Genomic DNA, 27,000 nt, shown 5'->3' on the forward strand with positions numbered 1-27,000 from the left:
ACAGTAATATGTTAATTATTATTTCAAATAGTTTAAAACGTTTTCTTCTATGCGTTTATGTATGTTGGACACATCTGCTTTAACAAAGGTTTCTCCAGTTATGTTTTCGTATAACTCAATGTAACGTTCGCTTACGCTTTCTATATAGTCATCGCTCATTTCTGGTAAAACTTGTCCTTCTAAACCTTGAAATCCGTTAGAAATTAACCACTGGCGTACAAATTCTTTTGAAAGCTGTTTTTGTGCTTCTCCTTTATCTTGACGTTCTTGATAGCCATCGGCGTAAAAGTAACGTGACGAATCTGGTGTGTGAATTTCATCTATCAAGACTATTTTTCCATCTTTAGTTTTTCCAAACTCGTATTTGGTGTCCACTAAAATTAATCCTCGTTCGGCAGCAATTTCGGTACCTCGTTGAAATAATTTTTTTGTATAGTCTTCTAAAACGTTATAATCTTCTTCTGAAACAATACCGCGTTTTAAAATATCTTCACGTGAAATATCTTCATCATGATCGCCCATTTCTGCCTTAGTTGCTGGCGTAATAATAGGTTGCGGAAACTTATCGTTCTCTTTCATACCTTCTGGCATTGGCACTCCACAAAGTAACCGTTTTCCGGCTTTATATTCTCTTGCAGCATGACCAGACATGTAGCCACGAATAACCATCTCTACTTTAAATGGTGTACATAAATGCCCAACTGCCACATTAGGGTCTGGTGTTGCTGTTAACCAATTAGGAACAATGTTTTCTGTGGCTTTCATCATTTTTGTAGCAATTTGATTAAGGATTTGTCCTTTATAAGGAATTCCTTTTGGCATGACAACATCGAAAGCACTTAATCTATCTGTGGCAATCATAACTAATTGCTCATCATTAATATTATAAACTTCACGCACTTTTCCTTTGTAAACACTTTTTTGCCCTGGAAAGTTAAAGTTGGTTTTTGTAATTGTATTACTCATTATTCTCTATTCTCAATACTTTTATAAGCTTCAATAATCTTTTTCACTAATTTATGGCGAATCACATCTTTATCATCTAAGAAAATAATTCCTACTCCTTTAACATCTTTTAGAACCAAAAGCGCTTCTTTTAACCCAGAAATAGTACGACGTGGTAAATCGACCTGTCCAGGATCGCCTGTTAACATAAATTTGGCGTTTTTCCCCATACGGGTTAAAAACATTTTCATTTGGTTATGTGTCGTGTTTTGGCCTTCATCTAAAATAACAAAGGCATTATCCAAGGTACGACCACGCATAAAAGCTAAAGGCGCAATTTGAATGGTTCCGTTTTCTATATAGTGAGTCAGTTTTTCAGCAGGAATCATATCACGAAGTGCATCGTAAAGCGGTTGCATATATGGATCTAATTTTTCTTTTAAATCGCCTGGTAAAAACCCTAAGTTTTCGCCTGCTTCTACAGCTGGACGTGTTAAAATAATTCGCTTAACTTCTTTATTTTTTAAAGCTTGTACAGCTAAAGCAACGCCTGTATAGGTTTTCCCTGTTCCAGCTGGCCCTATAGCAAATACCATATCGTTTTTACGAACACTCTCTACTAATTTGCGTTGATTAACGGTTTGCGCTTTAATTAATCGTCCATTTACACCGTGAACTATTACTTCGCCACTTTGTTTGCTGGTTTCGTAATCGTCTTTGCTTTGACTAGTGAGTACACGCTCGATAATATTTTCGTCTAGCTTGTTGTACTTCATATAATGCTCCATGAGCATATTAAATCGCCTATCAAACTCCTCTAGTAAATCTTCGTCGCCATAAGCTTTTATTTTATTGCCTCTGGCTACAATTTTTAATTTTGGAAAATATTGTTTTAAAAGTTCGATGTTGGTATTATGCGCTCCAAAGAATTCTTTTGGAGATACCTCTTCAAGTTCGATAATGATTTCGTTCAAAAGCTAAGCGATTTAATTAATTTTTTCAGTTTAGTTTATTAGATTTGCCTTACAACAAAACTACGCATTTTTACGTTGTGTTAGGTTAAAAAAATATCAACAATCCACTTATGGCAATCATTACATTAACAACCGATTTTGGTGAGAAAGACCACTTTGCGGGTGCTATTAAAGGCGCTATCTATAATGAGCTACCTGACGTAAGAATTGTTGATATCTCACATTCTATATCGCCTTTTAACATTGCAGAAGCAGCTTATATTATACAAAATGCCTTTAGCAGCTTTCCTAAAGGAACTATTCATATAATTGGTATTGATTCTGAGTTAAACCAAGAAAATAAGCATATTGCACTTAAACTAGACGACCATTATTTTATTTGTGCTAACAATGGTATTATGAGTATGATTTGTACAGAAATTGCGCCAGAAAAGATTGTAGAAATTAATATTCACGATAAAATACAAAGTAGTTTTCCTGTGTTAGATGTTTTTGTAAAAGTGGCTTGCCATATTGCACGGGGCGGTACTTTAGAAGTTATAGGAAAAGCTATAAATACAATAAAACCTATTAAAAACTTACACCCTTTTGTTAATGATGAAAAAACACAAATTATAGGAAGTGTTATTTATATTGACAATTATGGAAATGTGGTCACCAATATTAAAAAGTCGTTTTTTGAAAGCACTCAAAAAGGGCGCTCTTATGAAATTTTTGCCAGACACCACAAGTTTAAAAAAATATTCACAAAGTATAGCGATATTGTTAACTTTGATATTCCGCCAGAAAAAAGGCAAGATGAAGGTCGAGGTCTTGTTGTTTTTAACGCTTCTAACTATTTAGAAATTGCTGTTTACAAAAGTAATAGCGAAACTTCTGGAAGCGCCTCTACTTTAATGGGATTAGGTTTAATGGATACCGTAACGGTTAACTTTTTAAAAGAATAAACATGTTTGTACGTATTGTAAAAATGGGATTTCAACCAGAAAAAATTAATGAGTTTCTTGCTAATTTTGAAGCAAACAAAGAACACATAAGGAGTTTTGATGGTTGTGAGTTTTTAGAATTATATCGCGATAAAAATAATCCCAATATATTTTTCACTTACAGTTACTGGAATCACGAAGATGATTTAGAACGTTATAGACAGTCCAGTTTATTTAAAAGTGTTTGGGCAAAAACCAAACCTCTGTTTAACACTAAGCCAGAAGCATGGAGTGTCAACAAATTACATAGTTTAAAATAATCCTTTATGATTGCCATATTAAAAAAAGAAATTAACGCGTTTTTTGCCTCGCCAATTGCCTATCTTGTTATTGCTATTTTCCTTTTATTAAATGGGTTGTTTTTATGGCTATTTAAAGGAGAGTTTAATATTTTAAATAGCGGGTTTGCTAGCCTATCGCCATTCTTTTTATTAGCACCATGGATTTTAATTTTTCTTGTTCCTGCTGTTACCATGCGAAGCTTTTCGGAAGAAAACAAACAAGGCACTTTAGAGCTTCTACTAACAAAGCCTGTTAGTTTATTACAAATAGTTTTAGGAAAATTTTTTGGTAGTTTTTTGTTAATTATAATAGCCTTATTACCTACACTTTTATATGTTTATACAGTTTATCTGTTAGGAAATCCAGTAGGTAATTTAGATTTAGGAAGTATTCTAGGCTCATACTTTGGGCTGCTATTTTTAGTTGCTGCCTACACGAGTATTGGTGTTTTTTCTTCGGCCATTACCAACAATCAAATTGTGGCTTTTATTTCAGCAGTTTTTTTATGCTTCTTATTTTACATTGGTTTTGAAGGTATTGCCGATATTACTTCCAGTAATTTTATTGAACAATTAGGCATTAGCTATCATTTTAAAAGTATTGGACGCGGTGTTATTGATACTAGAGATATTATTTATTTTATTTCAATAGTTCTGTTGTTTATTATGGCGACAGAAAGCAAGCTTAATAATAGAAAAAACAAGTCATTAAACTTACGCTACATTATTATAGGGTTGATTGTTGTTCTAGGATTAAACGTAGTTGGTCAACAAGTTTATCAACGTTTTGATTTAACCCACGATAAACGTTACACCCTAAGTAATGCCACAAAAACGATTATAGAACAAGCCCAAACCCCTATTATTATTGATGTGTTTTTAGAAAGTGATGAATTCCCTTCAGAATTTAGACGCCTTAAAGCAGAAACGCAACAATTATTAGAAGAGTTCGTGGCAAAAAACAAACAGATAAAATTTACATTTATCAACCCTATTGAAGACGATGCTAATAGGCAACAAAACATTCAGCAACTAACACAACGAGGTTTAACACCTATGCAGTTATCGGTTGAAGAAAGTGGTAAAAGTAGTTACGAGGTTATTTTCCCATGGGCTTTAGCTAGCTATAATGGCACGACGGTTAAAATCCCGTTATTAAAAAATAAACTAGGGGCTTCTCAAGAAGAACTTGTAAGTCATTCTATACAACATCTTGAATATGCTTTTGCCGATGGTTTTAGTAAACTTATCAACCAAAAAAGTAAAAAAGTGGCTATTTTAAAAGGAAATAAGCAACTGGACAACAAGTATATTTTTGATTTTGTAAAAACCATCCGCGATTATTACTACATCGCACCCTTTACTTTAGATAGTGTTGACACAAATCCTACAAAAACATTAAACGATTTAAAAGCATACGACTTGGTAATATCGGCAAAACCCACCGAAGCCTTTACAGAAAATGAAAAGTTTGTTTTAGACCAATACACCATGAACGGCGGTAAAAGCCTTTGGTTGCTTGATGCCGTAGCTATGGATCAAGATAGTTTACAAAACAATACAGGAAAGGCCATTGCTATTCCAAGAGATGTAAACCTTACCGATTTCTTTTTTAAATATGGCGCTAGGGTTAACCCTGTTTTAATAAACGACCTCTACTCTGCTCCAATAACTTTAGCTGTTGGTGAAGGGAGTAACGCTAGGTTTCAATCATTTCCTTGGTTTTATTCGCCTTTAGTAAATCCGCAAGGTAAGCACCCTATTGTAAATAATTTAAACTTAGTAAAGTTTGATTTTGCAAATCAAATTGATACGATTAAAAACAATGTTTCCAAAACTATTTTGTTACAAAGTTCTGTTTTAAGTAAAGTAGATGGCGTTCCTCGAGAAATTGGTTTAGACATGACTACTCAAGAGCCAGACCCTAAGCAGTACAAGAACCCAAATCAAAATTTAGCTGTATTGCTAGAAGGCGAATTTCCTTCGGCATATTCCAACAGAATTAAACCTTTTGCAATAGAAAATACAAAAGATAAAAGCACGCCAACCAAAATGATTGTTATTGCCGATGGCGATGTTATTAAAAATGATATTGGTAAAAATGGGCCATTAGAGCTAGGCTTCAACAGAAGTACTGGCCAGCTATATGGTAATAAAGAGTTTTTACTAAATGCCGTAAATTACCTCTTAGACGATAGCGGACTTATAAACATTCGTTCTAAGGAAATATCTGTGGCATTTTTAGATCAAGAAAAAGTCGCCTCTAACAAAACCTTGTGGCAAGTTGTAAACATAGGCCTTCCCTTAATTTTACTAGGGTTATTTGGTGTTCTATTTAATACGGTTAGGAAGCGAAAATACAGCTAACAAATGTTAATAAGTTTGTTTCTTATATTAGTTTCAAAGAAATATATTTGTAAATAGAAATGTTTACAACATAAAAACGCTTAGGAATTCATGAAATTTATTGTATCAAGTACTTACTTGCTTAAACAGTTACAAATTCTTGGTGGAGTTATTAATAACTCAAACACCTTACCTATATTAGATAATTTTTTATTTGAACTAGATAATAGTGCACTTACCATCTCTGCTAGCGATTTAGAAACAACCATGTCTACAAAGCTAGGTGTAGAAAGTAACGATAGTGGTAGTGTTGCTGTACCAGCAAGATTGCTTCTAGATACTTTAAAGACATTCCCAGAGCAACCATTAACCTTTGTTGTTGGTGATAATAATGCTATAGAAATTAGTTCAAACCATGGTAAATATGGCTTAGCTTATGCCGATGGTAACGAATTTCCAAAAGCTGTTACTTTAGAGGATCCAAATACAACTACTTTAGAAGGCGACGTATTAGCAACCGCTATTAGCAAAACTATTTTTGCCGCTGGTAATGACGATTTACGCCCCGTAATGAGTGGTGTATTCTTCCAGTTTTCACAAGACAATTTAACGTTTGTAGCCACCGATGCTCATAAACTTGTAAAATATACAAGAGAAGACCTTTCGGCAGACCAAGTAGCCGAATTTATTATGCCTAAGAAACCATTAACACTACTTAAAAATGTGTTAGCTGGTAGCGAAGAAAATGTAACTATTGAATATAATGAAAGTAATGCGAAATTTACTTTTGATAACACGGTTTTAGTTTGCCGCTTAATTGATGGTAAATATCCTAATTACGAAGCGGTTATTCCTAAAGAAAATCCTAATAAACTAAGTATTGACAGAACACAGTTTTTAAACTCTGTTAAACGTGTTAGCATTTTCTCAAATAAAACCACTCACCAAATACGTTTAAAAATTGCTGGTGCCGAATTAAACATTTCAGCTGAAGACATTGATTACAGTAATAAAGCAGAAGAGCGTTTAACTTGTGATTATCAAGGTGACGATATGCAAATTGGTTTTAATTCGCGTTTTCTTACCGAAATGTTAAACAACTTAACTAGCGATGACGTACAACTTGAAATGAGTTTACCTAATAGAGCAGGTATTTTAACTCCTGTAGATGGTTTAGATGAAGGCGAAAAAGTAACCATGCTTGTTATGCCTGTTATGCTTAATAGCTAAAATAACACATCAATATTATATATTAAAACCGTAACATTAAGTTACGGTTTTTTTGTGCATTATTTTTAACTTCTCAATTACTTAACATGAAAAACGCTCACTAAAAAAGTGAGCGTTTAAACAATTTCCCCTAATGTTTAATTAATAGCAACTTCGTTTAACCATCTGTATTATCCATACTAATGTAACTCCCTTTATAACTTCCATTAATGATTTTACCATCATTTCTAGTAAACTGAAAACTAAGCTCAATTTCATCAACAGCATATAAATCTAATGTAAAACTTCCTGTCGAAGCATTTAAATTGGCATCTATATTATTTCTATCAAGTAATATATCTCCGTTTTCTAATTCTCCGTTAATGATTTGAGCGTTTACTGAAAATTCAAAATTTGATATATCTGAAAAACTATACGTTTGTTCTCCTAATGAACTTTGATTAATACGCATATTAAATACATTAATATTATTAAGTTGTGTACCGTTATCAATTGCATCAAAAACTTCTGCTTCAGACTTATTGATTAAACTTATAAAAGTATTACCTCCTACTGAAGGTTCTACAATAACTGTATTAACAACATATGTTTCGTTATTTAATGTAATTACATTAGTGCTTTGTGGTTCTTGATTATTGTTATCATCGTCTGAAGAGCAATTAAATACTGTTAAAGCCAGACAAAATAGGATTACAAGTTTGTTTAATTTTTTCATTTTTAAAATTTACTGTTTTAAGATTTTTATGTTTTTATTAGATTGATTTGTTTTTATACTTAAAAAGTACATTCCTGTTGGTAAGTTAGACACGTTAATTTGAGATTGATTAGGAACTTCTAATACTTTTTGACCATTGATATTAAAAACTGTTACGTTTTTAATAGTTTCATTGGTATTAATGTGTACAATATCCGTTGCTGGATTAGGATATAATTTTACTGAATTTATAGCTAAAGAAACATTATCAACTCCTAGTGTAGAATTGTATTCATAAGCGCCTAAATCTATCGTAGTGTTAAAAAACCTTGTGTTACCCGATAAATCTAAATCGCCAAATAAAGCTACATCGTAGTAAGAATTATCTCCTTGATCTATGATATAAGAAGAACTTGCTGTTGGTTTGTAGTTGCTATCTAAATTTAGATTATCTGTTGCAGGATCTAAAGTCGTAACATTGGTTGCAGAAAATGTGCCGTAAGTACCAGCATTATTAGGTACGGCAGCAATGGCATTATTTATAACAACATCATAATTAGTTTCAGCTCCATTTGAAATATCTCTAGTAGAAGCTACGCCATTAGTGGTGTTATTCCAAAAAATAGAATTGTTTACATTTAGATTGGCACTTCCATTTCCTGACACCATAATAGAATTACCATACGTACTGTTGTAATCGTTATTAATAAACGTGCTATTAGTAACTACAACATCTAAAGTATTACCATTAGCCCAATCTGATCTATAAATATTTAAAGCTGCAATGTTAATATCATTATCTGCAACTAAAATATTTGCCCAACGCGTAAAAATATAACCGTTGGTATTATCTGATTGTACATAAACTAATCCCAAGTTAACCGAAGTATTACCTATAAACTTTGTGTTTTCAAGAAGCAACCCACCACTTAACTTTCTCATTTTAAGTAAATACCCATTAGAATAGTTGTTTCTAAATAGGGAGTTTTTAACTTTTAAGTTGATAATATCTGAGCTATTTGGTATAAAAATCACACCATTTTCTTCAACACCGCCAGAAGTTGATGTATCATAAATATTTTCAAATACGATACCATCAAAAGTAACATCATTTGCTATTACGCTAAATAACCTTTCTGCATTATCAGTTTTATTAGAAGTGAAATCACCATCAATATCATCTCCATTTATATCTCCTGTAAAAATGGTTGCATTAGTCGTATGTATTAAAGCTAAATCTCTATCTGCTAAAGTTGTTTCGGTTCCTGAAAAACCTCCAACAATGTTAATTTCATTAGTAGTTACAGAGATTGGCGTATTCACGTTTGTTAATGTATAGGTTCCTTTTGCTACCCAAATGTCATCATTAAGACTTGTTGCAGACAAAGCATCTGTGATATTGTTATAAGCATTACTCCAAGAGCTTCCATCGTTTGCTCCTGTTGCTGAAGCATCTACATAATATACCATAGGAATACAATTAACACTATAACTTGCTTGACCATCTTTAGTCCACCCTTGCACATACTGACCACTATTAGCTGGTGGCGAAAACCCGTTATCAACCTCAATACAGTATAAGCTTGGGTTACTGTACGCTTTCATGTAATTGAAATTGCTATTATTTCCGTTAGAAATTAACAAAGTCTCTAACTGACTATTATTGTAACAGAAAATTTCGTTAATACTTGTATTTAAACGAATATCTAAACTTGTTAAATTATTAGCAGCAACATGCAAACGTGTTAAGGATAAGTTGTTGCTCACATCGATAGTTGTTAAGCTGTTATTAGGAACATCTAAACGCGTTAAATTGGTAAAAGCTTCAATACCTGTTAAGTCTGCAATACCAATACCGTTCATAATTAACTCGGTAGTAGCTTGTGCTTCAGCCATAGTAATTTCAGAATCTCCATTTACGTTTATACTACTATCATTTACCAAAAAGCTTTTAAAATTAGCATCTGGAATAGTTACAATTTGATTTAATGCAGCACAATCTTCACTGTAAAATGCAGTACCACCTTTAGTCCAACCTGGGTTATAGGCACCAGCATCTGTAGGCGGTGTAAACCCTGCATCTATTTGAATACACGATAAACTATTGCCATAGGCTTTCATCCAGACAAAGTTGCTGTTATTTCCGTTCGCTAAGTTTAATTCATATAACACACCATTATTATGGCATTGAATGTCTGTAATTAATGTGTTTGCACTAATATCTAAAGTTTCGATTTGATTAGCTGCGCAATGCAAACGCGTTAATGCGAGGTTATTACTTACATCTAAAGCCGTTAAATTATTACTATAACAATCTAAACGTGTAATATTTACAAAAGCTTCAATACCTGTTAAATCTGAAATGGATAACCCATTTACCAATAATTCACCTGAGAAAGCTTGAGCTTCAGCAACAGAAATTTCACTATCGCTATTCGTATTAATTGATGTATTTCCTAGTAAATAAGTCTTAAAATTTGCATCAGGAATGTTTACATTTTGAGCAAAAAATGCAGACACTCCCAAACATAGGTAGGTTGTAAATAAGAGTAATGTTTTTTTCATTGTAGTTGAGAATTTTTATAATTAATCAACTACAAAGCAACATGTAAAAAGTAATAAGGTAAGTGAGATTTTTCTGAATAGCTCTAATTTCTTTCTGAATGAAAATCACATAAACGTTTCCTTAACAACCTCTAAAAACTGATCGCGTTTAGATTTTGAAATTGGAATGCGTTTTTGATTGCTCATTAGTAAATAATCACCATCGTCTTTCACCAATTCGTCTACATATTTTAAGTTGATTAAATACGAACGATGACATTTAAAAAACATGGCATTGCTCTCTAATTGCTCCACAAAATGCTTCAACGGTTTGCAAATGATTTTTTGTTTACCATCTATAAGTTGTACGTTGGTGTACATGCCATCGGCTTCAAAATATACAATATCGCTATGCGAAGCAAACAGGATCCCTTTTGGGATTTCTAAAGCAATTTTATCCATTGAGAGTTGCTTTAACGAGTCACGCAACTTGTTTAACTGATCGTTTAAATTGTTAGCTTTTATAGCCTCTTCGGCTTTTAAAACGGCTTCTTTAAGCTCTGTAACATCAACTGGTTTTAACAGATAATCTACTGCAGAAAGCTTAAATGCTTCTATGGCATATTGATTATACGCCGTTACAAAAATGATTTTAAAATTAATTTGATTTGGGAAATATTCTAAAATATCTAATCCTGATTGATTGGGCATTTCAATATCTAAAAACACAACATCTGGTTTTGACGCTTTAATCAAATCTACACCAGACGCCAAATCTTGCGCTTCACCAATACTAGTTATACTCGCGCAATGCTCAGCAATTAAGTTAGAGAGTAAATGTCTGGCACGTTTTTCGTCGTCTATAATTATCGCTTTCATTTTCTTATTGTATTGGCATGGTTATAACCACTTTTGTACCTGAAGGTATTTGATTTTTATCCTGCAAATCTTCAATAGCAATGGTTATATCGCGTTTTAACTTGTTTTTGTATAGATGCACACGTTCTTCATTTGCTTTGGTAGCAAAAGGTTTGTGTTGTTGGTTTGGTCGTTTTAATTTTTCGGATTTCGCCCTACCAATGCCGTTATCTTCAATAATAATTTGCAATTTATTTTGCTCAATAATTTTTGCTTCAACGGTCAACTTTCTGTCTGTCAATTTATGTAACAATCCGTGTTTTAAGGCATTTTCAACATACGGCTGAATGAATAATGACGGTACTTTTATTTTATTGGTTTTTAACAAACCATCTATCACTATTTCATATTCTAATTCATCCTCAAAACGAACCTTTTCTAATTCTAAATAAAGTTTTAAAGCTTTTAATTCTTCTTCTAAAGTAATTTCGTTTTGCTGACTGTAGTCCAAATACATTCTAATTAATCGGCTAAATTTCACTAAATAAGAGCTTGCCAATTCTTTTTCATTTGAAATGATATAATCTTGAATGGAATTTAACGCATTAAAGATGAAATGCGGATTCATTTGAGAACGCAAGTTTTCCAATCGAAGATTAGTAATTTTCTTATCGATTAAAATCTTATCAATTTCTGCAATTCGTTGTGTTTCTTTTTGTTTTAATCGCTTTCTAAAATACAACCAAAACAAACCAACAATAATTATCAAAACAAGGGCATAAAACCAGTATGTTTCCCAAAATGGCTTATTAATGGTAAAAGTAATAGGATTTGCAAATTGTATGTCTTTACTGCTAATATTTTGCCCTTGCAACTCAAATGTATATTTACCGTTAGACAGACTGTTAAACACTACAAAATGGGCATTTAAAGGCACTTCTCGCCATGTTGTGTCAATAGGTTTTATACGGTATTTGTAACTAACATGTTTATTAGATTGAAATCCGTTAGAGTTAAAATCAAACCTTAAATTATTAAAGTTATATGGTAAATTATAGTTGGTATTAACTAGGGTATCTTTGTTATTAATTTTAACAGACTCTATCCAAACCTTAGAGGTTTTAAACGCTTTAAAAAGCATGTCGTTTTTTGGCATTAAGTAAAACGAATTAGGAAAAATAGCCACCAAATAATCTTCAAGAATAATAAATTTATCTACCGATAATGTTAAGCCATCTTGGGTATTTAAGCTTCTTAATGCATTAGTTTTTGGTTGAAATCTGTAAAAACCTTCATCTGTTGAAATCCATAGAAATTCACCATCAGATTTTAGTGTATTTATCTGAATTTGCTTTGGTAATATATTTTGTTTTGAAATCAATTGGTTATCCTTAAAACAATACAAACCATTATGCTGTGTTGCTAACCAGATTTCATTATTAATTTTTGTAATTGAATTAACTAAAATACTTTCATTTTCAAGTTTAATTTCCTTTGAATAGAAACTGTTCACATCAAATTGATACAAACCATCTATAAAAGAAACAAAAAGTTTATTATTTAAAACTTCAGAGGTTTTTACTCTACTTTCTCTAATAATTTGTGTTGAATCTGAAGTGTACGGTTGGTTATAAATTATAGCTTCTTTATAACTACCATAAAAGAGATTTTCATTATTAATCTTTGAGAATGTTTTTGCAACAGAATACTTATTTTCTTCGTCTTTTACAGTAAATGTTTTCAAATCGATACTGTAAGATTCTGATGCATTAATACTAACAATAACTTGGTTATATGAGGCATCGAAAAATAAATTACCAATAATCTTAGAACCAGGTAATTTCAGGGTTTTAAAAACTTGATTATTACTATAAAACAGCAACTTACCACTATTTGTTCCAAGTAAAAATTGATTTTTATTTAATGCACATGCAGCTGTAATTTTGTCTTTTGTATTCTCTAAATTAAGATGTCTAATATTTAAGTTAGAAGACACAAAAACACCGTTATCCAATGTAGTAAACCAATAATTTTTATTAAAATCTACTAATACTTCAGTAACAGATTCGCTACTAAACAATTGCTCTTTAAAATTTAACTTATTTTTCTCTAGTTGAAATATAAATACCCCAGAAGTTGTCAAAAACCAATAGTGATTATTTAACAATATAATATTATAAATAGTTACATCTTCAAGGTTTTTTGGTGTTTTAAGTTTAAGGACTTTATCTGCTTGAGCTCTGTATAAATAAAGTTGATTCTTACCTTGTTCTTTGAAATTTAATAGCGCAGAGTTTTTAAAGGCATAAACCTTTGGGGACTGCATTCTGTATGTTGAAGTCAGCTCTATTAGTAATTTTATATGATTATCTTTAATTTGATACCAGTTTTGCTTCTCTTTTGAAGGTTTCTCATGAGAATCTATCTTGATTACATAAGATACCCCCTTAAAAGAACTCTCACTAACAGACATACCATTAAAAAGCCTATTTGCCTTTTTATCTTTAAAATTGATATCATAAATACCATCTACAGTAAACAATCGTATTGATCTACTTGTAATTTCAAAAGGTGATAATTGTCCTTTTACTAGCTCATTTGCATCGTAAAAAAGGGTTAGTTTATCGTTTTCAATATAAAAAAGTTGCCCATAAAGATTAATACACCAAAGTCTTCCTTTTTCATCTAATTTTAATTGAAATAATGAGTTAACCCTTTGCTTTGAATTTGTAAATTTTTGATAAATTTTACCGTTATATCTGTATAAGCCTTTATCAGCTGCAAGCCAGATGTAGTGGTCATTATCCTCTAAAATATCATAAAATTCTACATCTGGTAAATTAGATATTTTAGACATATGCTGCACCACAGGATTTTGAGCATCAATAGCATTTCCAAAACCCAACAAACTAAATAAAAGTATATATCTAATTATTAATTGCATAGCTTATAATTAGCAAACTTAATATTTAATTAACTAATCAAGCTTTGTTTTTTCTGTAAGCAGTCTTTTTTTTTCTAAATAAAAAAACGCCCATATTGCTATGGGCGTTTTATTTACCTCGATAATAACTAACTAATAAAATTAAGAGATAAAGGATATTTTGGTATTTCGCCATTATTTGTTTTAATAGCATTAATAATAGGAAAAACTATAGATATAAGTCCAATAACTATTAACCCTAAAATGCCTACTCCTAATAACAAAATAAGAGGAATACAGATTAATGAATAGATAATTAAACTTAACTGGAAGTTTACTATACGCTTACCATGTTCGTCCATAGTATAAACCGTTTCTTTTTGGGTTAACCATAAAATTAGTGGCACTAACAACCCACCAAACCCCGTTACACAAGTTAATAATTGTGTTAAATGTGTAATTGTTAAAAGTTGTCTATCTTCTCTCATGATGGCTATGTTTTTGATTGATGTACTTATTTGACGTGCAAAAATCAAAAATGTTACAGCTTTAAACCTAAAAATTAGTGGGGAAGTTTATCACATAACAAACCGTAAACAAATGTTCCCAAAACTGCGGAAGCAAGAACAATTATAACGGGTAAAAAGCCAGCGCCTAAAAGCACAAAAATAGGGCCAGGACACGCTCCTACTAACGCCCATCCTAATCCAAATAAAATACCACCTACTATATAACGTGTAAATGATTTTTCTTTTGGTTGAATATAAATGCTTTGACCACTAAACGATTTAATACGGAAGCGTTTAATAATAAAAACAAAAAGCACCCCAAATACTAAAGCTGTTCCTATTATACCATACATATGAAAAGATTCGAACCGAAACATCTCGTAAATACGAAACCATGAAGCCGCTTCAGACTTATACATGATAATACCAAACACCACACCTACTAATAAATATACAATCTGTTTCATCTTAAAAAATTAAAGGGAAAATTAAATGCACCATAATTAGGCCACCTATAAAAAAGCCAACTACAGCAATTAAAGAAGGGAATTGTAAATTACTTAAGCCAGAAATAGCATGACCCGAGGTACAACCACCGGCATAACGAGCTCCAAAGCCCACTAAAAAGCCTCCTACAATAAGTATGGCTAAAGTTTTTACATTTAAAGTTTCAAAAGCGAATAATTCTACGGGTAAATAGTGATTTTCTGAAGCTATTCCAAGAGTATTTAAAGCTTCTAAGGTGTGCGTACTTATTTGAGGCATATCATTTTCAAGAGACAAATAATGTGATGCTAAAAAGCCCCCTATAACAGCGCCAAAAACAACAATTAAGTTCCACAAATCGTTGCGCCAATTATATGTGAAAAAATGGCTAAACTTATTACCGCCACTCATGGCACACATAGTTCTTAGGTTAGACGACATGCCAAATTTTTTGCCTAACAATAGTAATAAAAGCATTGTAACGGCAATTAAAAAGCCCGATATATACCAAGGCCAAGGCTCATAAATAATTTCCATAATCTATTTTTAAGCAAAAATACAGCTAAAAATAGATTATGGAAAATTGAAGTTTAATTACAGTCCTTCTTAACGCCTAATTTCTGAAGGATATCTTCCATTAAGCACCATTTTGTAATACCTGATTGTAAAAGATTGGCACCAACAAACAAGGTAAACCACAGCCAATTTTCATTGACATACATTCCTAATAAAACACTTATAATAACAAATGTTCCGGCTATTACTCTAATATATCTATTCATCATAATTAATTATTTTAGTTTAAATAAATTGCTCAACAGGAACAACAACAGCTCTAATAGCATTTTCTTCTTCTATTGTTGCGTTAAACGCTTTAAGGTTTTTAAAAAGTAAATCGATGTTTTGCTGTTCTGCAAAAAAGAAAAACAATTCTGAATCTGTACCAAACTTCTGTCCAGCAAACCAGTTGCTTCCTAAATTGGAAGATCCTCCTAGCTTAAACCCAGCAATGTCAGACTCGTTAAAATCGTTAATATTAGACTGTTTAAATAACTTATAAACAGACTCTTTATATTCATCAACCAGTGTTATAATTACTAATTTCATTTTACTTATGGTTTTTACGTTCTATCATATAATACACTAAAGGCACAACTAATAAGGTTAATACGGTAGATACAATAGTTCCGCCCATTAACGAAATGGCCAAGCCTTGAAAAATGGGGTCGAATAAAATAACAAACGCACCAATTACAACTGTTCCTGCAGTTAATAAAATAGGCGTAGTACGTACGGCACCAGCTTCTATGGCGGCTTGTTTTAATGGCACGCCTTCTTCTAATCTCAGATTGATAAAGTCAATAAGTAATACCGAATTACGCACCATGATTCCTGCTAATGCAATCATACCAATAAACGATGTTGCTGTGAAAAACGCCCCCATTAACCAGTGACCTAAAATAATACCAATCAACGACAACGGAATAGCAACCATCATTACGATTGGTGCTTTAAAGTTTTGGAACCAGCCTACAATTAAGATGTAAATAAGTATGATAGCGCCTAAAAAGGCTATTCCTAAATCTCTAAAGACTTCCAGAGTAATTTGCCACTCGCCATCCCATTTTACGGTGTAATCGTCTTCGTATTCGGGTTGGCCTAAATACATTTCATTGATTTCATAGCCTTGTGGTAATGGTATTGCTTTTAACTTTTCTTCCATGCCTAAAATGGCATACGCCGGACTTTCCAATTCACCAGCCATATCGGCTAATACATACACCACGCGTTTTTGGTTTTTACGATAAATGCTTTTCGCACTTGTTGTTTCGGTAATATCTACTAAATCTACAATCGGAACTAAGTTACCTTGTTGCGATTTTACTTTTAATTGTGAAATATCTTGAATGGTTGACTTTTCTTGTTCATCCAACGCTAACACTAATCCTATTTGATTTACTGCATCTTCATCATACAAAACGGTTAACGGTCTGTTTGATAAGGCCATATTCATGGTATAAGCAATTTGTTGTGGTGCTACACCGTAAAGCATGGCTTTTTCTTTGTCAATCGTAAATTGAAACTCTTTTTGGTCGGCTTCTACCATCCAATCCACATCAACAACATCTTCTGTATTATTCAAAATATTCTGAACTTCGTTAGCAATTTCCATTTGCTTATCATAATCAGGACCATAAATCTCAGCCACTAAGGTTGATAACACTGGTGGTCCTGGCGGTACTTCAACAACTTTTACATTCGCATTATATTTTGAAGCTATTCTTTGAATTTCAGGACGTAATAACTTAGCAATATCGTGACTTTGAGCGCTTCTTTCACCCTTGTCAACTAAATTCACTTGAATATCTGCCATATTACTTCCGCCGCGTAAATCGTAATGACGAACCAATCCGTTAAAGGTAATTGGCGCAGAAGTCCCGATATAATTCTGATAGTTAACCACTTCTGGTCGCGTTGATAAGTATTGCGAAATTTCTTGAGCCACAACTGCAGTACGCTCTAAAGTGGTGCCTTCTGGCATATCGATAACTACCTGAAATTCGTTTTTGTTATCAAACGGTAACATTTTTACAACGACCGAATTGGTAAAGAACATCACCATGGTTCCCATCAACAACACAAAGGTTAATCCTAAAAACAACCAACGTTTTGAACGGCTTTCAATTAACGGACGTTCTAGTTTCTCATAAAACTTGTAAATTTTAGTGTCTTCTAATGGTTTTTTAGGTTTTTCAGCTACACCTTTCTTGTCTTTTTCACGTAAGAAAATATAACCTAAATACGGTGTAATGGTTAAGGCTACGAACAACGACAAAATCATCGCAATAGATGCTCCAATTGGCATTGGCGCCATATATGGTCCCATTAATCCAGACACAAACGCCATAGGCAATACCGAAGCAATTACAGTGAATGTTGCTAGAATGGTTGGGTTACCAACTTCATTTATCGCATAAAGAGCTGCTTGTTTAAATGGCAAGCGTTTCATTTTAAAATGCCTATGCATATTTTCGGCAATGATAATAGAATCGTCTACCACAATACCAGTTACAAATACTAATGCGAATAAGGTAATTCGGTTAAGCGTGTAATCCAGCATATAATAGCTTAGTAGCGTTAATGCGAAGGTGATTGGCACCGATAAAAACACGACCAATCCACCACGCCAACCCATGGCCAACATCACGACAAACGTTACGGCAATGATAGAACCAATAAGGTGTAATAATAATTCTGATACTTTATGTGATGCGGTTTCACCATAGTTTCTGGTAATTTCTACGTGAACATCATCCGGAATTAAGGTTTTACGCAAATGGTCTACTTTATCGATGATGACGTCGGCAATTTTCATCGCGTCTGCGCCTTTACGTTTAGCGACCGAAATAGTCACAGCAGGATATTCCGATTTGTAATCGCTTGCTTTTGCGCTTGCTTGTCCAAAACCAAGACTAACGTAATTTTGTGGTACTTCTGGGCCGTCAACAATTTTTGAAACTTGCTTTAAGTAAATCGGTTGATTTTGCTGCACGCCAACGACTAAATTTTCAACATCGGTTACCGACTCCAAAAACTTACCGGTGTTTACCACAAATTCGGTATCATTTTTATCAAACGTTCCAGAATTTAATTGAGCGTTATTGGCTTTAATCATTTCAGAAACCGATAAAAAGTCCAATCCGGCACTAGCTAGTTTATCTTTATCTAAAACAACACGTATTTGACGCTCTCTTCCGCCTATTTTATGCGTAATGGCTACGTCATTCACTTTTTTAATTTCGGCTTCCAATTCTTGAGCCATTTGCCCCAATTGGAAATCGTCGTAATGCTCGCTCCACAACGTTAACCCTAACATGGGGACATCATCGATAGCACGTGTTTTTACTAATGGAAACGTTACACCTTCCGGCATTTGGTCCATATGCTTATTGATTTCGTTGTATAATTTCACAAAAGAACGCTCGATATCTTCGCCCACATAAAACTGAACGATAACCATACCTTGTTCTTTCATCGACGTAGAATACACATATTCCACACCTTTTATATTTGAGATTAATTGCTCTAAAGGCTTGATAACTCTACTTTCAACTTCGGTTGGACTCGCGCCGGGATACCCTACAAAAATGTCTGCCATTGGCACATCAATTTGTGGCTCTTCTTCACGAGGAATTAAAAACGAGCTGTACACACCAATGACCATAAATACAATCATTAAAAGCACTGTAAGCTTCGATGTCATAAAGACTTTGGCAATTTTTCCTGCTAAACCTTCTTTCATTTTTTCTTTTTATTTTTTGGGCGTTTTACGGGCTATTCGCTATATCTTTTATTTGCTTTGTCATTGCGAAGCAAACAGTTTGTTTGCTGTGGCAATCTCTTAGTTCTCAGAGATTACTTCGTCGTTGTTCTCCTCGTAATAACCTTTATTTTATTATTCAAATAAAAGGATGCCGCTTCTATCCCTAACGCGACTTTTAACTGTTAATTAAATTTGTTATTAATTTCTAATGCAGTACTGCTTACTGCACACTAATTTTCACGCCGTTAAATAACTTTCCATCAGCAGAAACAATGTAGTTTTCATTAGCATTTAAACCAGATAATACTTCCACTTCATTACCAAATGTTCTACCTAAACGCAACCAGCGTAAAATCGCTGTATTACTTTGGCTTACCGTATACACACCACTTAATTGACCGTTGGTGATAATGGCTTCTTTTGGTATTAAAACCATAGCCGTTTCCGCCTTTCTTTCTACAGGAAATTGCACTGTAGTGAACATTCCCGATAAGATGTTGGCATCGGTTTTATCCAATGTTATCTTCACCAAATATTGTCCGCCTGTTTGTGCTGCCGAGGTACTTACTTCGGTTACTGTTCCTGAGATGGTTTGGTTAATGGATTTTACATTAACATCAACTTTTGTATCTTTTTTTATATCTGCTATCTCGGTTTCTGGCACCATAGCAATTACTTCAAAATAGCCTGGCGCTTCAATGGAAATCAATGGCTGCCCTGGATTGGCCATATCGCCTTTTTTTACTGTTTTGCTCGTAATAACTCCGCTAAATGGCGCTGTAATGTTGGTATACGCAAATTGGGCGTTGATTTCATTTTTCATTTGTTTAGCGGCTTCCAAACCAGCTTTTGCCATTTCGTAATTGGCCGTCATATCATCCATCTCTTTTTGAGACGCACTATTTTGTGCAAATAAGGCTTTAAAACGCTCGTAGTCTTTTTTGGCATTATTAAAAGCTGCTGTTGCTTTAGTAATATTGGCATCAACTTGTGCCTTTTGCGCTTGCAAATCGGCATTGTTAATAGCAACCAATAATTGTCCTTTACTAACTTTATCGCCAACATTAACAGGAACGCTATTAACGTAGCCCATCATTCTTGTACTTAAATTGGCGCTGTTTTCGGCTTGAATTTTTCCGCTAACCGCTAAAAACGGATTGTTGTTATCACCGCTAACTTGTGCTACTTGTACAGGAATAGCTGGAGAGTTATCTGCAACGGTTTTTTTATCTTCGCTACCACAACTTGCTACTAATATTGCGGTTGAAAGTGATAAGATGGTATATAGTTTTTTCATTTTTCTTGAGTTTATTTTTGTTTGCCACGAATTCACGAATAATCGTCATTTATCTTGGCTCTGTATTCTTGTTTCTCTTTTATTCTTTAGTTAAAAAATTGACGTACGCTAAAGCGTAATTATATTCGAAAATGGTTTGATAATATTCTAATTCTTTTTGTGCGTATTGCGTTTCTGCCATCAATAAATCTGACGTTTTTTCTAAACCTTCTTTAAATCGGTTGGTACGAATTCTTAATGATTCTTCCGATTGGTCTAACGCTAATTTTGAGAGATTCAGCTTATTTTCGGCATCAATAAGCATGCGTTTTGCTTTGTTTAATTCTAACTTACTTTTTGATACATATTGGTTGTATTCCAATTTCGATTTTTCAAATTCAGCTTTACTTTTTTGTGCTTTTCCAAAACGTTTAGATCCTTGAAAAACATCCCAGCTTAATTGTGCACCAATGACATAACCGTTGGCCCCACCTTGAAATATTTGGTCGTCGTACAACTCGTAACTTCCAAAAGCGTTTAAGCGTGGTAGAAATGCCATTTTATCGGCTTTATTCATTGTTTCATAGGCTTGGGTTGCCATCTGCATCGCTTTAATATCGCTACGATTTTCTGATAACGATTTCACCGCCATTGTATGTGCCAACGTGGTCAAACTGTCACTTGGTTTGTAAACAACATACGTCTCATCATTCATTAAAAATGATAAGTAATTGGAGGCGTTTTGCACATTACTTTTGGCTTGTTGTAATTGGTTTTTCACTTCGGTTACACGTACTTCAACATTCAATACATCAGCACGTTGTAAATACCCTTGCTTAAGGCTATTATCGGCAAGTTTTTTGTTTTCATTGGCTGCTTCTAAAGCTTTTTCAAGTACATCAACCGCTTTGTAGGCTAATTGCAATTGCATGTAGGCTTTATCGACTTCAAACGCTAAAAAATCTTCTGTTCGTTGCGTTTGCAAAGACATGGCTTCCATTTTGGATTTTGCTGCTTTACGTTGGTAAATACCATCCACATTAATTAATGGTTGTTGTATTTCTAGCTTTGTAGCGAAGTTTTGTGTTTGATCGGGATCGTTCAGTAACGCTGGATTGAAATCGGCTTGGGTTAAAATTTCCTGGTTCAGTTTAGAACCAAATGCCATAAGCGGATTTGTTGTTGAAATCCCTGTATGGCTAGCGGTTATATTAGGTAAAAACACCGCATTGGTTTGTCTGTAATCGGCTTTTGCTCGATTAAATTCTTCCTTGGAAATTTTAATAGACGTATTATTATCTGATACTTTTGATAATACCTCTGCCTTCGTTACAGGCACCACATCTTGAGCTCTTACAGAGAATGTGAAAACAAAAAGTAATAATGGTATATAAATGTATTTTTTCATCTTTCTTTATTTGTTATACAAAGATACGTTTGCTAGCAATCCAAGTCAGTAACAAAAGTTACAAGTAAAAAGACACCTATAAAGTACTCATAAGTGCCTTTTACTAACTAACCTAAAATTAAAAACTGACAACCACATCAATTTACGTTTCTAGTTCCCCCATGTCCTCCAGCTACTATTATCATTATTTTTATGCTTAAATAAATGAACTTGAAAAACTGAATGATAGGATTCTTCATTTTAAACTTCTGATATTTTGATATTCTTTGAGTCATTACTATCTGTTATTTTTTATAATTATTCTTTTACGCATGAACTCCTACTCCGGAATTAACCACCAAAATGGCTTCATTTTAGCTTTATAAATAAATGCATAATGCAAGGCTAGTTTAAGCCAATGTCCTGCCAAACCTATTTCGCCAAAGGTTTTCCCTAATTTTCTACCTTGTGTTTTAGGATACTTTTCGTAATCTGGCACAATAGGAAATGTTGTAATACTTACACCACTTCCTTTTGTCATTCCAAAACCAGCTGAGGCAATACAAGCAGCTCCCATATTTCCCATAGATCCTTTATGAGTTAAAGATTGTTTTCCACTTTTTATAGAGTCTATAATATTATCAGCTACCAACTTAGCTGTTATACCAGAAGGCATTCCTGTACGAGGAGGCGCTGGAGTAATGTCTGTTCCATTTTTACTTTTTCTAGGTTTAGAAATACTGTGTGGAGGAGCAAATGCAATACCTGGTGCAAAAATGTTTTTGTATGTTGGGTTTTGATAGGTCTCTGGCCAATCCTTTACAGACCATTCTTTGTAAGGTTTTGGTGTGTAATCTGCATCGACAACCATAAATCCTCTAAAGAGCTTTTCGGTAATATCGTTTTCATTTTTATCATAAGCTTTAAAGCCATGTCCTGAAAACGACGGTATTAACATAGCAAAATCGTATGTTTCCGATTTGTGTTCGCCGTCTAAGTTTTCATAATAAGCAATGCCATCTTCTATTTTATTAACACCTGCTCCTAAAATCCATTTTATATCGCGGTCTTCAAAAATCATTTCTATCATTTCATGAGATTTCATAGTCAAACTTCCGTAACTTAAAAGCATACCATCCATACCAAAATCACCTAATTGGTACTCGTTTGAAATCCATGTGACTTCTGCCATATTGCGTACATTATGTCGACGTAATTCTTGTTCTACATTTAAAATATACTCGAAAGCAGCACCTTGACAAGTAGATTTTGCATGACCAGTCCCTATTAAAATTTTTGCTTTTTTACCTTTTTTCATTTCTTGGATTAAAGCGTTTAATCCTTCCCAAGCATGATCGGCATGTGTATATGTACAGACTGAATATGCTTTGTTTTTCCCGGGGATTAATCCTTCTGTAGCTTCAAAGTTTAATTTTGGGCCTGTCGCATTTATTAAATAATCGTATGTGACTTTTTCTTGTTGTCCTTTGTTACCTGAAGACACATATTGTACCAAAACAAAAGGTTTTTTTTCAGTTTTATCGCCTTCTGGATAAAATGAAATGGCTTTTGCTTGTTTGTAATTAATTCCTTTTTTCTTGTACAAAGGTGCTAGAGGAAACAATATCTTATCTGACTTCATTCTTCCAATTCCCACCCAAATATTTGATGGAATCCATTGGTAATTACTATTTGGGGATACCACAAGAACCTCATGATCTTTTGGTAGTTTTCTACGTAAATGCGCTGCAGCTACGTGTCCTGAAATTCCTGCTCCTAAAATGACAATTTTAGACATGGTTTTGTGTATTTAGTTAAAATTAGGGTAAAAAAACAAATTATAAAATGATAGATATCATTTTGAAAACTAAATTATTACACCTTATTAATCTTCTGATAAAGATGGCATTTTTCAACAACTTAAAACGTAACTTATGTTACACAAAAAAAGCAGCCTAATTGCTGCTTTTTATAAACTAGTTGTTACTATTAATAATTAATGCTCTCCATAACCAACATCATCCATTTTACCTTTAAAAACACGATACTGAATAGTAAAATATGCTATAACTAAAATAATAGCAATAATAAACCAATAAACACCTACAGATAGGCCATAATCGTGTGCAGCCACATTGTAAATAGTTAAATCTGGATTTACAGTATTTGTAGACGGTAAAACCTTTGGAAATATAGATGCTACTGTGGAAGTTAATCCGCCAAATAAAAACAATGATGAAAACAAAAAACCATATCCATCTTTTTTAAATCCTTTTACGTTAAACAGCCCTAAAACGCCTATCAATGTTATTACGGGAAAAATCCATAACCAAGGGTTGCTTAAAAAATTATGAAACGGTTTAGGTTCTATAATATGCCAAATTAACAATGAAATAACTATTAGTCCCAACAACACAAAATTGAGGTTGAAAACAATACGCTTTAGTTTATTATTTAAATTAGAATTTGTTTTAAAAATAATCCAATTAGCACCATGAATTGTTAAAGAAACTACTCCAATTATTCCTAATAAAAGGGTAAACCAGTCTATAATGCCTAATTGTTCTGTTTGTGGACTAAATGTTGGGTTCCAAAGTGGTAAAAAGAAATAATGTGCTTCATGTGTTGACACACCATTAACCACATTTCCTAAGTTTACACCTCTTACAACGTTTCCTAGTGCTACTCCAAAAAACAAGGCCAATAACAAACTCGAAATACCAAAAGCTTTATCCCAAATGCTTTCCCACATTTTATTATGTATTTGCCCTCGAAGTTCCAAACCAACAGCCCTAAAAATAAGTAACCATAAAATAATAATTAGTGGCAAATAAAACCCGCTAAATGAAGAAGCATATAACGTTGGAAAAGCAAAAAACAACACCCCTCCAGCTGCAATTAACCAGACTTCGTTAGCATCCCAAAACGGACCAATTGCATTGGTTATAGCCTTTTTATCTTTCTCTTTTTTTGCAAAAAATAAATGAATAATACCGGCGCCAAAATCGTAACCATCTAAAATAACATAAATAGCGAGCATACACATTAAAACGATATACCAAAATAATTCCATAATTAGCTTTGATTAAGTTGTGGTCCTTTATTAATAATTTTCCCTGCTAGTATTAAAAATAATAAGCCTAACAATAAATATAATCCTATAAAACCAAGTAAGGTAAATAGTGTATTACCCGAAGAAACTGTAGGAGAAGCACCTTCTGCTGTACGTAATAAGTTGTAAACCAACCAAGGCTGTCTCCCTAATTCTGCTGTATACCATCCTGTTGTATTCGCTATATAAGGAAATGGTAACATAAACATTAGTCCCCATAAAATCCATTTTGTTTTATATAGCTTTTCCCTAAATAATTGGATATTGGCTAATAACATAATTCCTATAAAAATGGTTCCTAAGCCAACCATAATATGGTATGCATAATATAATCCTGGAATATTTGTTGGGTAATCTTCTTCGTTAAACTCATTAAGCCCCTTTATTTGCGCATCCCATTTTTGATAGGTTAAAAAGCTGAGTACATTTGGAACGGCTATTTTATTATCTAATTTCTTTTCTAACACATTTGGCTGACCAATAAGCACAATTTCTGAGCCGCCTTCTTCGGTTTCAAAAATACCTTCCATAGCGGCAAAGGTTACAGGCTGGTGTTTTGCTACATTTTTTGCTGTCCAATCACCGGTTGGAAATGCCACAAGAACACTAGATATTAATCCAAAAATAACGCCTGTTTTTACAAAAAGCTTCCCAAACTCTGTATGCTTTTTATTTAAAAGATAAAACGCTCCAACTGCAGAAACCACAAAAGATGATGTGATGATTGAAGCCAATTGATTATGTAAATAAGATGGCAGTAACCAAGGATTAGAAAATAAAGCACTAAAATTATTAAGCACAAATTTTCCGTTTTCTAAAATTTCATATCCTACAGGGTATTGCATCCATGAGTGGGTAGCAATTATTAAATAACCACTTGCCCAAGACCCTAAAAAAACTAAAAAGCCTGTTACAAAGTGTAACTTATGACCTAATAATTTTTCTCCAAATAAAAAGAGACCCAAAAAGGAGGATTCCAAAAAGAAGGAAAACATACCTTCCATGGCGAGTGTTTGACCTATAATACCTCCTGTAAGTTCTGAAAACTTGGCCCAATTGGTACCAAATTGAAACTCCATAGGAATACCAGTAACTACCCCCATAGCAAAGTTAAGCGCAAAAATTTTCATCCAGAATTTTGCAGCATCGTTGTATTTATCAATTTTGGTTCTGAGAAATTTCCATTTAAAGTAGACTATCATTAAAGATAATCCCATAGTTAATTGTGGAAATAAATAATGGAATGTGATAGTAAATGCAAACTGCATCCTATCGTAAAAAAGCATATCTTCCATAGTTGGTTTTTGTGTTCTTTAAAAATACAATGTAATTAGTTGTTTTATACTATTTTAATATAAAAAAAGGCTCTCAATATTGAGAGCCTTTTCTTTTTTAAAATTATGATTTTAAAACTTCGTTAAGTACTAAGTCTTTATCTAATTTCTTAGTACAGAAAAACCAATCTTCACAAGTTAAATCTTCTGTGCTTGTCATTCGTTCTTCAGCTACACCACAAGAACCTGCAGGAGAAACAATAACGTCTTTTCCTGGTTCCCAATCTGCCGGAGTTGCTACATTAAACTTATCTGATGTTTGCATGGCTATTAATGCTCTGTAAATTTCGTCGAAGTTTCTTCCTAAGCTTAACGGGTAATAAATTATTGCTCTTACAACACTTTCTGGGTCTACAAAAAAGACAGCTCTTACAGCTTGTGTTTTATGTTCACCTGGCTGAATCATACCATATTTCTTGGCGACTTCCATGGTAATATCTTCAATTAAAGGAAATTTAACTTCTACATTTTCCATACCGTTAAATTTAATTTTATCCTTTATTGTTCTAAGCCAAGCGATATGACTATACAAGCCATCTACCGATAAACCTACTAGTTTACAATTGGCTTTATTAAACTTTTCTTCTAAATGAGCAAAGGTCATAAACTCTGAAGTGCAAACTGGTGTAAAATCTGCTGGGTGACTAAATAAAATAGCCCATTCACCTTTATAATCTGACGGAAAATTTATTTCACCTTGTGTCGTTACTGCTTTAAATTCTGGTGCTTTATCGCCTATTCTTGGCATTGAAAACACTTCTTTTTCTGTTGTTGATTCTGAATTATTCATG

22 protein-coding genes are annotated in these 27,000 nt (G+C 33.3%); 4 read left to right on the top strand and 18 right to left on the bottom strand.

Translation table 11 applies throughout. From position 1 onward, the window contains the following. Positions 1 to 18: 18 nt before the first annotated feature. Both EJA19_RS05015 and EJA19_RS05020 read right to left on the bottom strand, forming a co-directional pair. Positions 19 to 966: a phosphoribosylaminoimidazolesuccinocarboxamide synthase gene (locus EJA19_RS05015; protein ID WP_125467262.1), complete on the bottom strand. Its 948-nt coding sequence runs from the start codon at positions 964 to 966 to the stop codon at positions 19 to 21. Then, complete coding sequence (locus EJA19_RS05020) at positions 966 to 1,919, bottom strand: PhoH family protein (RefSeq protein WP_125467263.1); 954 nt, start codon at positions 1,917 to 1,919, stop codon at positions 966 to 968. Before EJA19_RS05020 ends, EJA19_RS05015 begins: the two co-directional genes overlap by 1 nt. Positions 1,920 to 2,029: 110 nt before the next feature. Between EJA19_RS05020 and EJA19_RS05025 the strand changes: the two genes are divergently transcribed. The 4 genes from EJA19_RS05025 (at position 2,030) to dnaN (ending at position 6,762) form a co-directional block, all read left to right on the top strand. Next, the gene (locus tag EJA19_RS05025; RefSeq protein WP_125467264.1) at positions 2,030 to 2,866 is read left to right on the top strand and encodes an SAM hydrolase/SAM-dependent halogenase family protein; all 837 of its coding nucleotides are present in this window, start codon (positions 2,030 to 2,032) and stop codon (positions 2,864 to 2,866) included. A gap of 2 nt (positions 2,867 to 2,868) precedes the next feature. Beyond that, positions 2,869 to 3,165 (top strand): putative quinol monooxygenase, encoded by a 297-nt coding sequence (locus tag EJA19_RS05030; protein WP_125467265.1) that lies wholly within the window; start codon positions 2,869 to 2,871, stop codon positions 3,163 to 3,165. Between the two features lie 6 nt (positions 3,166 to 3,171). Further along, positions 3,172 to 5,553, top strand: coding sequence for a gliding motility-associated ABC transporter substrate-binding protein GldG (gldG, locus tag EJA19_RS05035; RefSeq protein ID WP_125467266.1), 2,382 nt, complete (start codon positions 3,172 to 3,174; stop codon positions 5,551 to 5,553). A 90-nt stretch (positions 5,554 to 5,643) separates the two neighbouring features. Next, positions 5,644 to 6,762: a DNA polymerase III subunit beta gene (gene dnaN / locus EJA19_RS05040; RefSeq protein WP_125467267.1), complete on the top strand. Its 1,119-nt coding sequence runs from the start codon at positions 5,644 to 5,646 to the stop codon at positions 6,760 to 6,762. Positions 6,763 to 6,919: 157 nt separating this feature from the next. Here dnaN and EJA19_RS05045 read toward each other — a convergent pair whose 3' ends face one another. The 16 genes from EJA19_RS05045 to EJA19_RS05120 all read right to left on the bottom strand — a co-directional run bounded on the left by EJA19_RS05045 (position 6,920) and on the right by EJA19_RS05120 (position 26,999). After that, entirely contained in the window at positions 6,920 to 7,477 is a 558-nt protein-coding gene (locus EJA19_RS05045; protein ID WP_125467268.1) for a hypothetical protein, read from the bottom strand. 9 nt (positions 7,478 to 7,486) lie between these two features. Then, complete coding sequence (locus EJA19_RS05050; RefSeq protein ID WP_125467269.1) at positions 7,487 to 10,021, bottom strand: T9SS type A sorting domain-containing protein; 2,535 nt, start codon at positions 10,019 to 10,021, stop codon at positions 7,487 to 7,489. A gap of 105 nt (positions 10,022 to 10,126) precedes the next feature. Continuing rightward, complete coding sequence (locus EJA19_RS05055) at positions 10,127 to 10,879, bottom strand: LytR/AlgR family response regulator transcription factor (protein ID WP_125467270.1); 753 nt, start codon at positions 10,877 to 10,879, stop codon at positions 10,127 to 10,129. A gap of 4 nt (positions 10,880 to 10,883) precedes the next feature. Further along, positions 10,884 to 13,802, bottom strand: coding sequence for a sensor histidine kinase (locus EJA19_RS05060; protein WP_240640217.1), 2,919 nt, complete (start codon positions 13,800 to 13,802; stop codon positions 10,884 to 10,886). Positions 13,803 to 13,930: 128 nt separating this feature from the next. After that, positions 13,931 to 14,269 (bottom strand): DUF4870 domain-containing protein, encoded by a 339-nt coding sequence (locus EJA19_RS05065; RefSeq protein WP_125467271.1) that lies wholly within the window; start codon positions 14,267 to 14,269, stop codon positions 13,931 to 13,933. Between the two features lie 74 nt (positions 14,270 to 14,343). Beyond that, on the bottom strand, positions 14,344 to 14,757 hold the full coding sequence (locus EJA19_RS05070) for a YeeE/YedE family protein (RefSeq protein ID WP_125467272.1): 414 nt from the start codon (positions 14,755 to 14,757) through the stop codon (positions 14,344 to 14,346). A gap of 1 nt (position 14,758) precedes the next feature. Continuing rightward, positions 14,759 to 15,313, bottom strand: a complete 555-nt coding sequence (locus tag EJA19_RS05075) for a YeeE/YedE family protein (protein WP_125467273.1) — start codon at positions 15,311 to 15,313, stop codon at positions 14,759 to 14,761. Positions 15,314 to 15,366: 53 nt separating this feature from the next. Continuing rightward, positions 15,367 to 15,561, bottom strand: coding sequence for a YgaP family membrane protein (locus tag EJA19_RS05080; protein WP_036122771.1), 195 nt, complete (start codon positions 15,559 to 15,561; stop codon positions 15,367 to 15,369). 16 nt (positions 15,562 to 15,577) lie between these two features. Next, positions 15,578 to 15,883 (bottom strand): hypothetical protein, encoded by a 306-nt coding sequence (locus tag EJA19_RS05085; protein WP_036122768.1) that lies wholly within the window; start codon positions 15,881 to 15,883, stop codon positions 15,578 to 15,580. Between the two features lies 1 nt (position 15,884). Then, a complete protein-coding gene (locus EJA19_RS05090) occupies positions 15,885 to 19,079 on the bottom strand; it encodes an efflux RND transporter permease subunit (RefSeq protein WP_125467274.1) in 3,195 nt (1,064 codons plus the stop codon). A 241-nt stretch (positions 19,080 to 19,320) separates the two neighbouring features. Continuing rightward, on the bottom strand, positions 19,321 to 20,397 hold the full coding sequence (locus EJA19_RS05095) for an efflux RND transporter periplasmic adaptor subunit (RefSeq protein WP_125467275.1): 1,077 nt from the start codon (positions 20,395 to 20,397) through the stop codon (positions 19,321 to 19,323). A gap of 79 nt (positions 20,398 to 20,476) precedes the next feature. Next, the gene (locus EJA19_RS05100; RefSeq protein WP_125467276.1) at positions 20,477 to 21,784 is read right to left on the bottom strand and encodes a TolC family protein; all 1,308 of its coding nucleotides are present in this window, start codon (positions 21,782 to 21,784) and stop codon (positions 20,477 to 20,479) included. A 319-nt stretch (positions 21,785 to 22,103) separates the two neighbouring features. Further along, positions 22,104 to 23,561 carry an NAD(P)/FAD-dependent oxidoreductase gene (locus EJA19_RS05105; protein WP_125467277.1) on the bottom strand — a complete coding sequence of 486 codons (1,458 nt, stop codon included), beginning with the start codon at positions 23,559 to 23,561 and terminating at the stop codon, positions 22,104 to 22,106. 198 nt (positions 23,562 to 23,759) lie between these two features. Next, positions 23,760 to 24,836: a cytochrome d ubiquinol oxidase subunit II gene (gene cydB, locus EJA19_RS05110; protein ID WP_125467278.1), complete on the bottom strand. Its 1,077-nt coding sequence runs from the start codon at positions 24,834 to 24,836 to the stop codon at positions 23,760 to 23,762. Between the two features lie 2 nt (positions 24,837 to 24,838). Continuing rightward, positions 24,839 to 26,170, bottom strand: a complete 1,332-nt coding sequence (locus tag EJA19_RS05115; RefSeq protein ID WP_125467279.1) for a cytochrome ubiquinol oxidase subunit I — start codon at positions 26,168 to 26,170, stop codon at positions 24,839 to 24,841. Positions 26,171 to 26,273: 103 nt separating this feature from the next. Beyond that, entirely contained in the window at positions 26,274 to 26,999 is a 726-nt protein-coding gene (locus tag EJA19_RS05120; protein WP_125467280.1) for a peroxiredoxin, read from the bottom strand. Position 27,000: the final 1 nt, after the last annotated feature.

Origin of the sequence: Mangrovimonas spongiae (genome assembly GCF_003944795.1) — a bacterium.
In the GTDB taxonomy this organism is placed as follows: domain Bacteria; phylum Bacteroidota; class Bacteroidia; order Flavobacteriales; family Flavobacteriaceae; genus Mangrovimonas; species Mangrovimonas spongiae.

Coding starts and splice junctions, on each gene's coding strand:
- EJA19_RS05015 (WP_125467262.1), bottom strand. CDS start 966: ATGAGTAATACAATTACAAAAACCAACTTTAACTTTCCAGGGCAAAAA.
- EJA19_RS05025 (WP_125467264.1), top strand. CDS start 2,030: ATGGCAATCATTACATTAACAACCGATTTTGGTGAGAAAGACCACTTT.
- EJA19_RS05030 (WP_125467265.1), top strand. CDS start 2,869: ATGTTTGTACGTATTGTAAAAATGGGATTTCAACCAGAAAAAATTAAT.
- gldG (WP_125467266.1), top strand. CDS start 3,172: ATGATTGCCATATTAAAAAAAGAAATTAACGCGTTTTTTGCCTCGCCA.
- dnaN (WP_125467267.1), top strand. CDS start 5,644: ATGAAATTTATTGTATCAAGTACTTACTTGCTTAAACAGTTACAAATT.
- EJA19_RS05045 (WP_125467268.1), bottom strand. CDS start 7,477: ATGAAAAAATTAAACAAACTTGTAATCCTATTTTGTCTGGCTTTAACA.
- EJA19_RS05050 (WP_125467269.1), bottom strand. CDS start 10,021: ATGAAAAAAACATTACTCTTATTTACAACCTACCTATGTTTGGGAGTG.
- EJA19_RS05055 (WP_125467270.1), bottom strand. CDS start 10,879: ATGAAAGCGATAATTATAGACGACGAAAAACGTGCCAGACATTTACTC.
- EJA19_RS05060 (WP_240640217.1), bottom strand. CDS start 13,802: ATGCAATTAATAATTAGATATATACTTTTATTTAGTTTGTTGGGTTTT.
- EJA19_RS05065 (WP_125467271.1), bottom strand. CDS start 14,269: ATGAGAGAAGATAGACAACTTTTAACAATTACACATTTAACACAATTA.
- EJA19_RS05070 (WP_125467272.1), bottom strand. CDS start 14,757: ATGAAACAGATTGTATATTTATTAGTAGGTGTGGTGTTTGGTATTATC.
- EJA19_RS05075 (WP_125467273.1), bottom strand. CDS start 15,313: ATGGAAATTATTTATGAGCCTTGGCCTTGGTATATATCGGGCTTTTTA.
- EJA19_RS05080 (WP_036122771.1), bottom strand. CDS start 15,561: ATGATGAATAGATATATTAGAGTAATAGCCGGAACATTTGTTATTATA.
- EJA19_RS05085 (WP_036122768.1), bottom strand. CDS start 15,883: ATGAAATTAGTAATTATAACACTGGTTGATGAATATAAAGAGTCTGTT.
- EJA19_RS05090 (WP_125467274.1), bottom strand. CDS start 19,079: ATGAAAGAAGGTTTAGCAGGAAAAATTGCCAAAGTCTTTATGACATCG.
- EJA19_RS05095 (WP_125467275.1), bottom strand. CDS start 20,397: ATGAAAAAACTATATACCATCTTATCACTTTCAACCGCAATATTAGTA.
- EJA19_RS05100 (WP_125467276.1), bottom strand. CDS start 21,784: ATGAAAAAATACATTTATATACCATTATTACTTTTTGTTTTCACATTC.
- EJA19_RS05105 (WP_125467277.1), bottom strand. CDS start 23,561: ATGTCTAAAATTGTCATTTTAGGAGCAGGAATTTCAGGACACGTAGCT.
- cydB (WP_125467278.1), bottom strand. CDS start 24,836: ATGGAATTATTTTGGTATATCGTTTTAATGTGTATGCTCGCTATTTAT.
- EJA19_RS05115 (WP_125467279.1), bottom strand. CDS start 26,170: ATGGAAGATATGCTTTTTTACGATAGGATGCAGTTTGCATTTACTATC.
- EJA19_RS05120 (WP_125467280.1), bottom strand. CDS start 26,999: ATGAATAATTCAGAATCAACAACAGAAAAAGAAGTGTTTTCAATGCCA.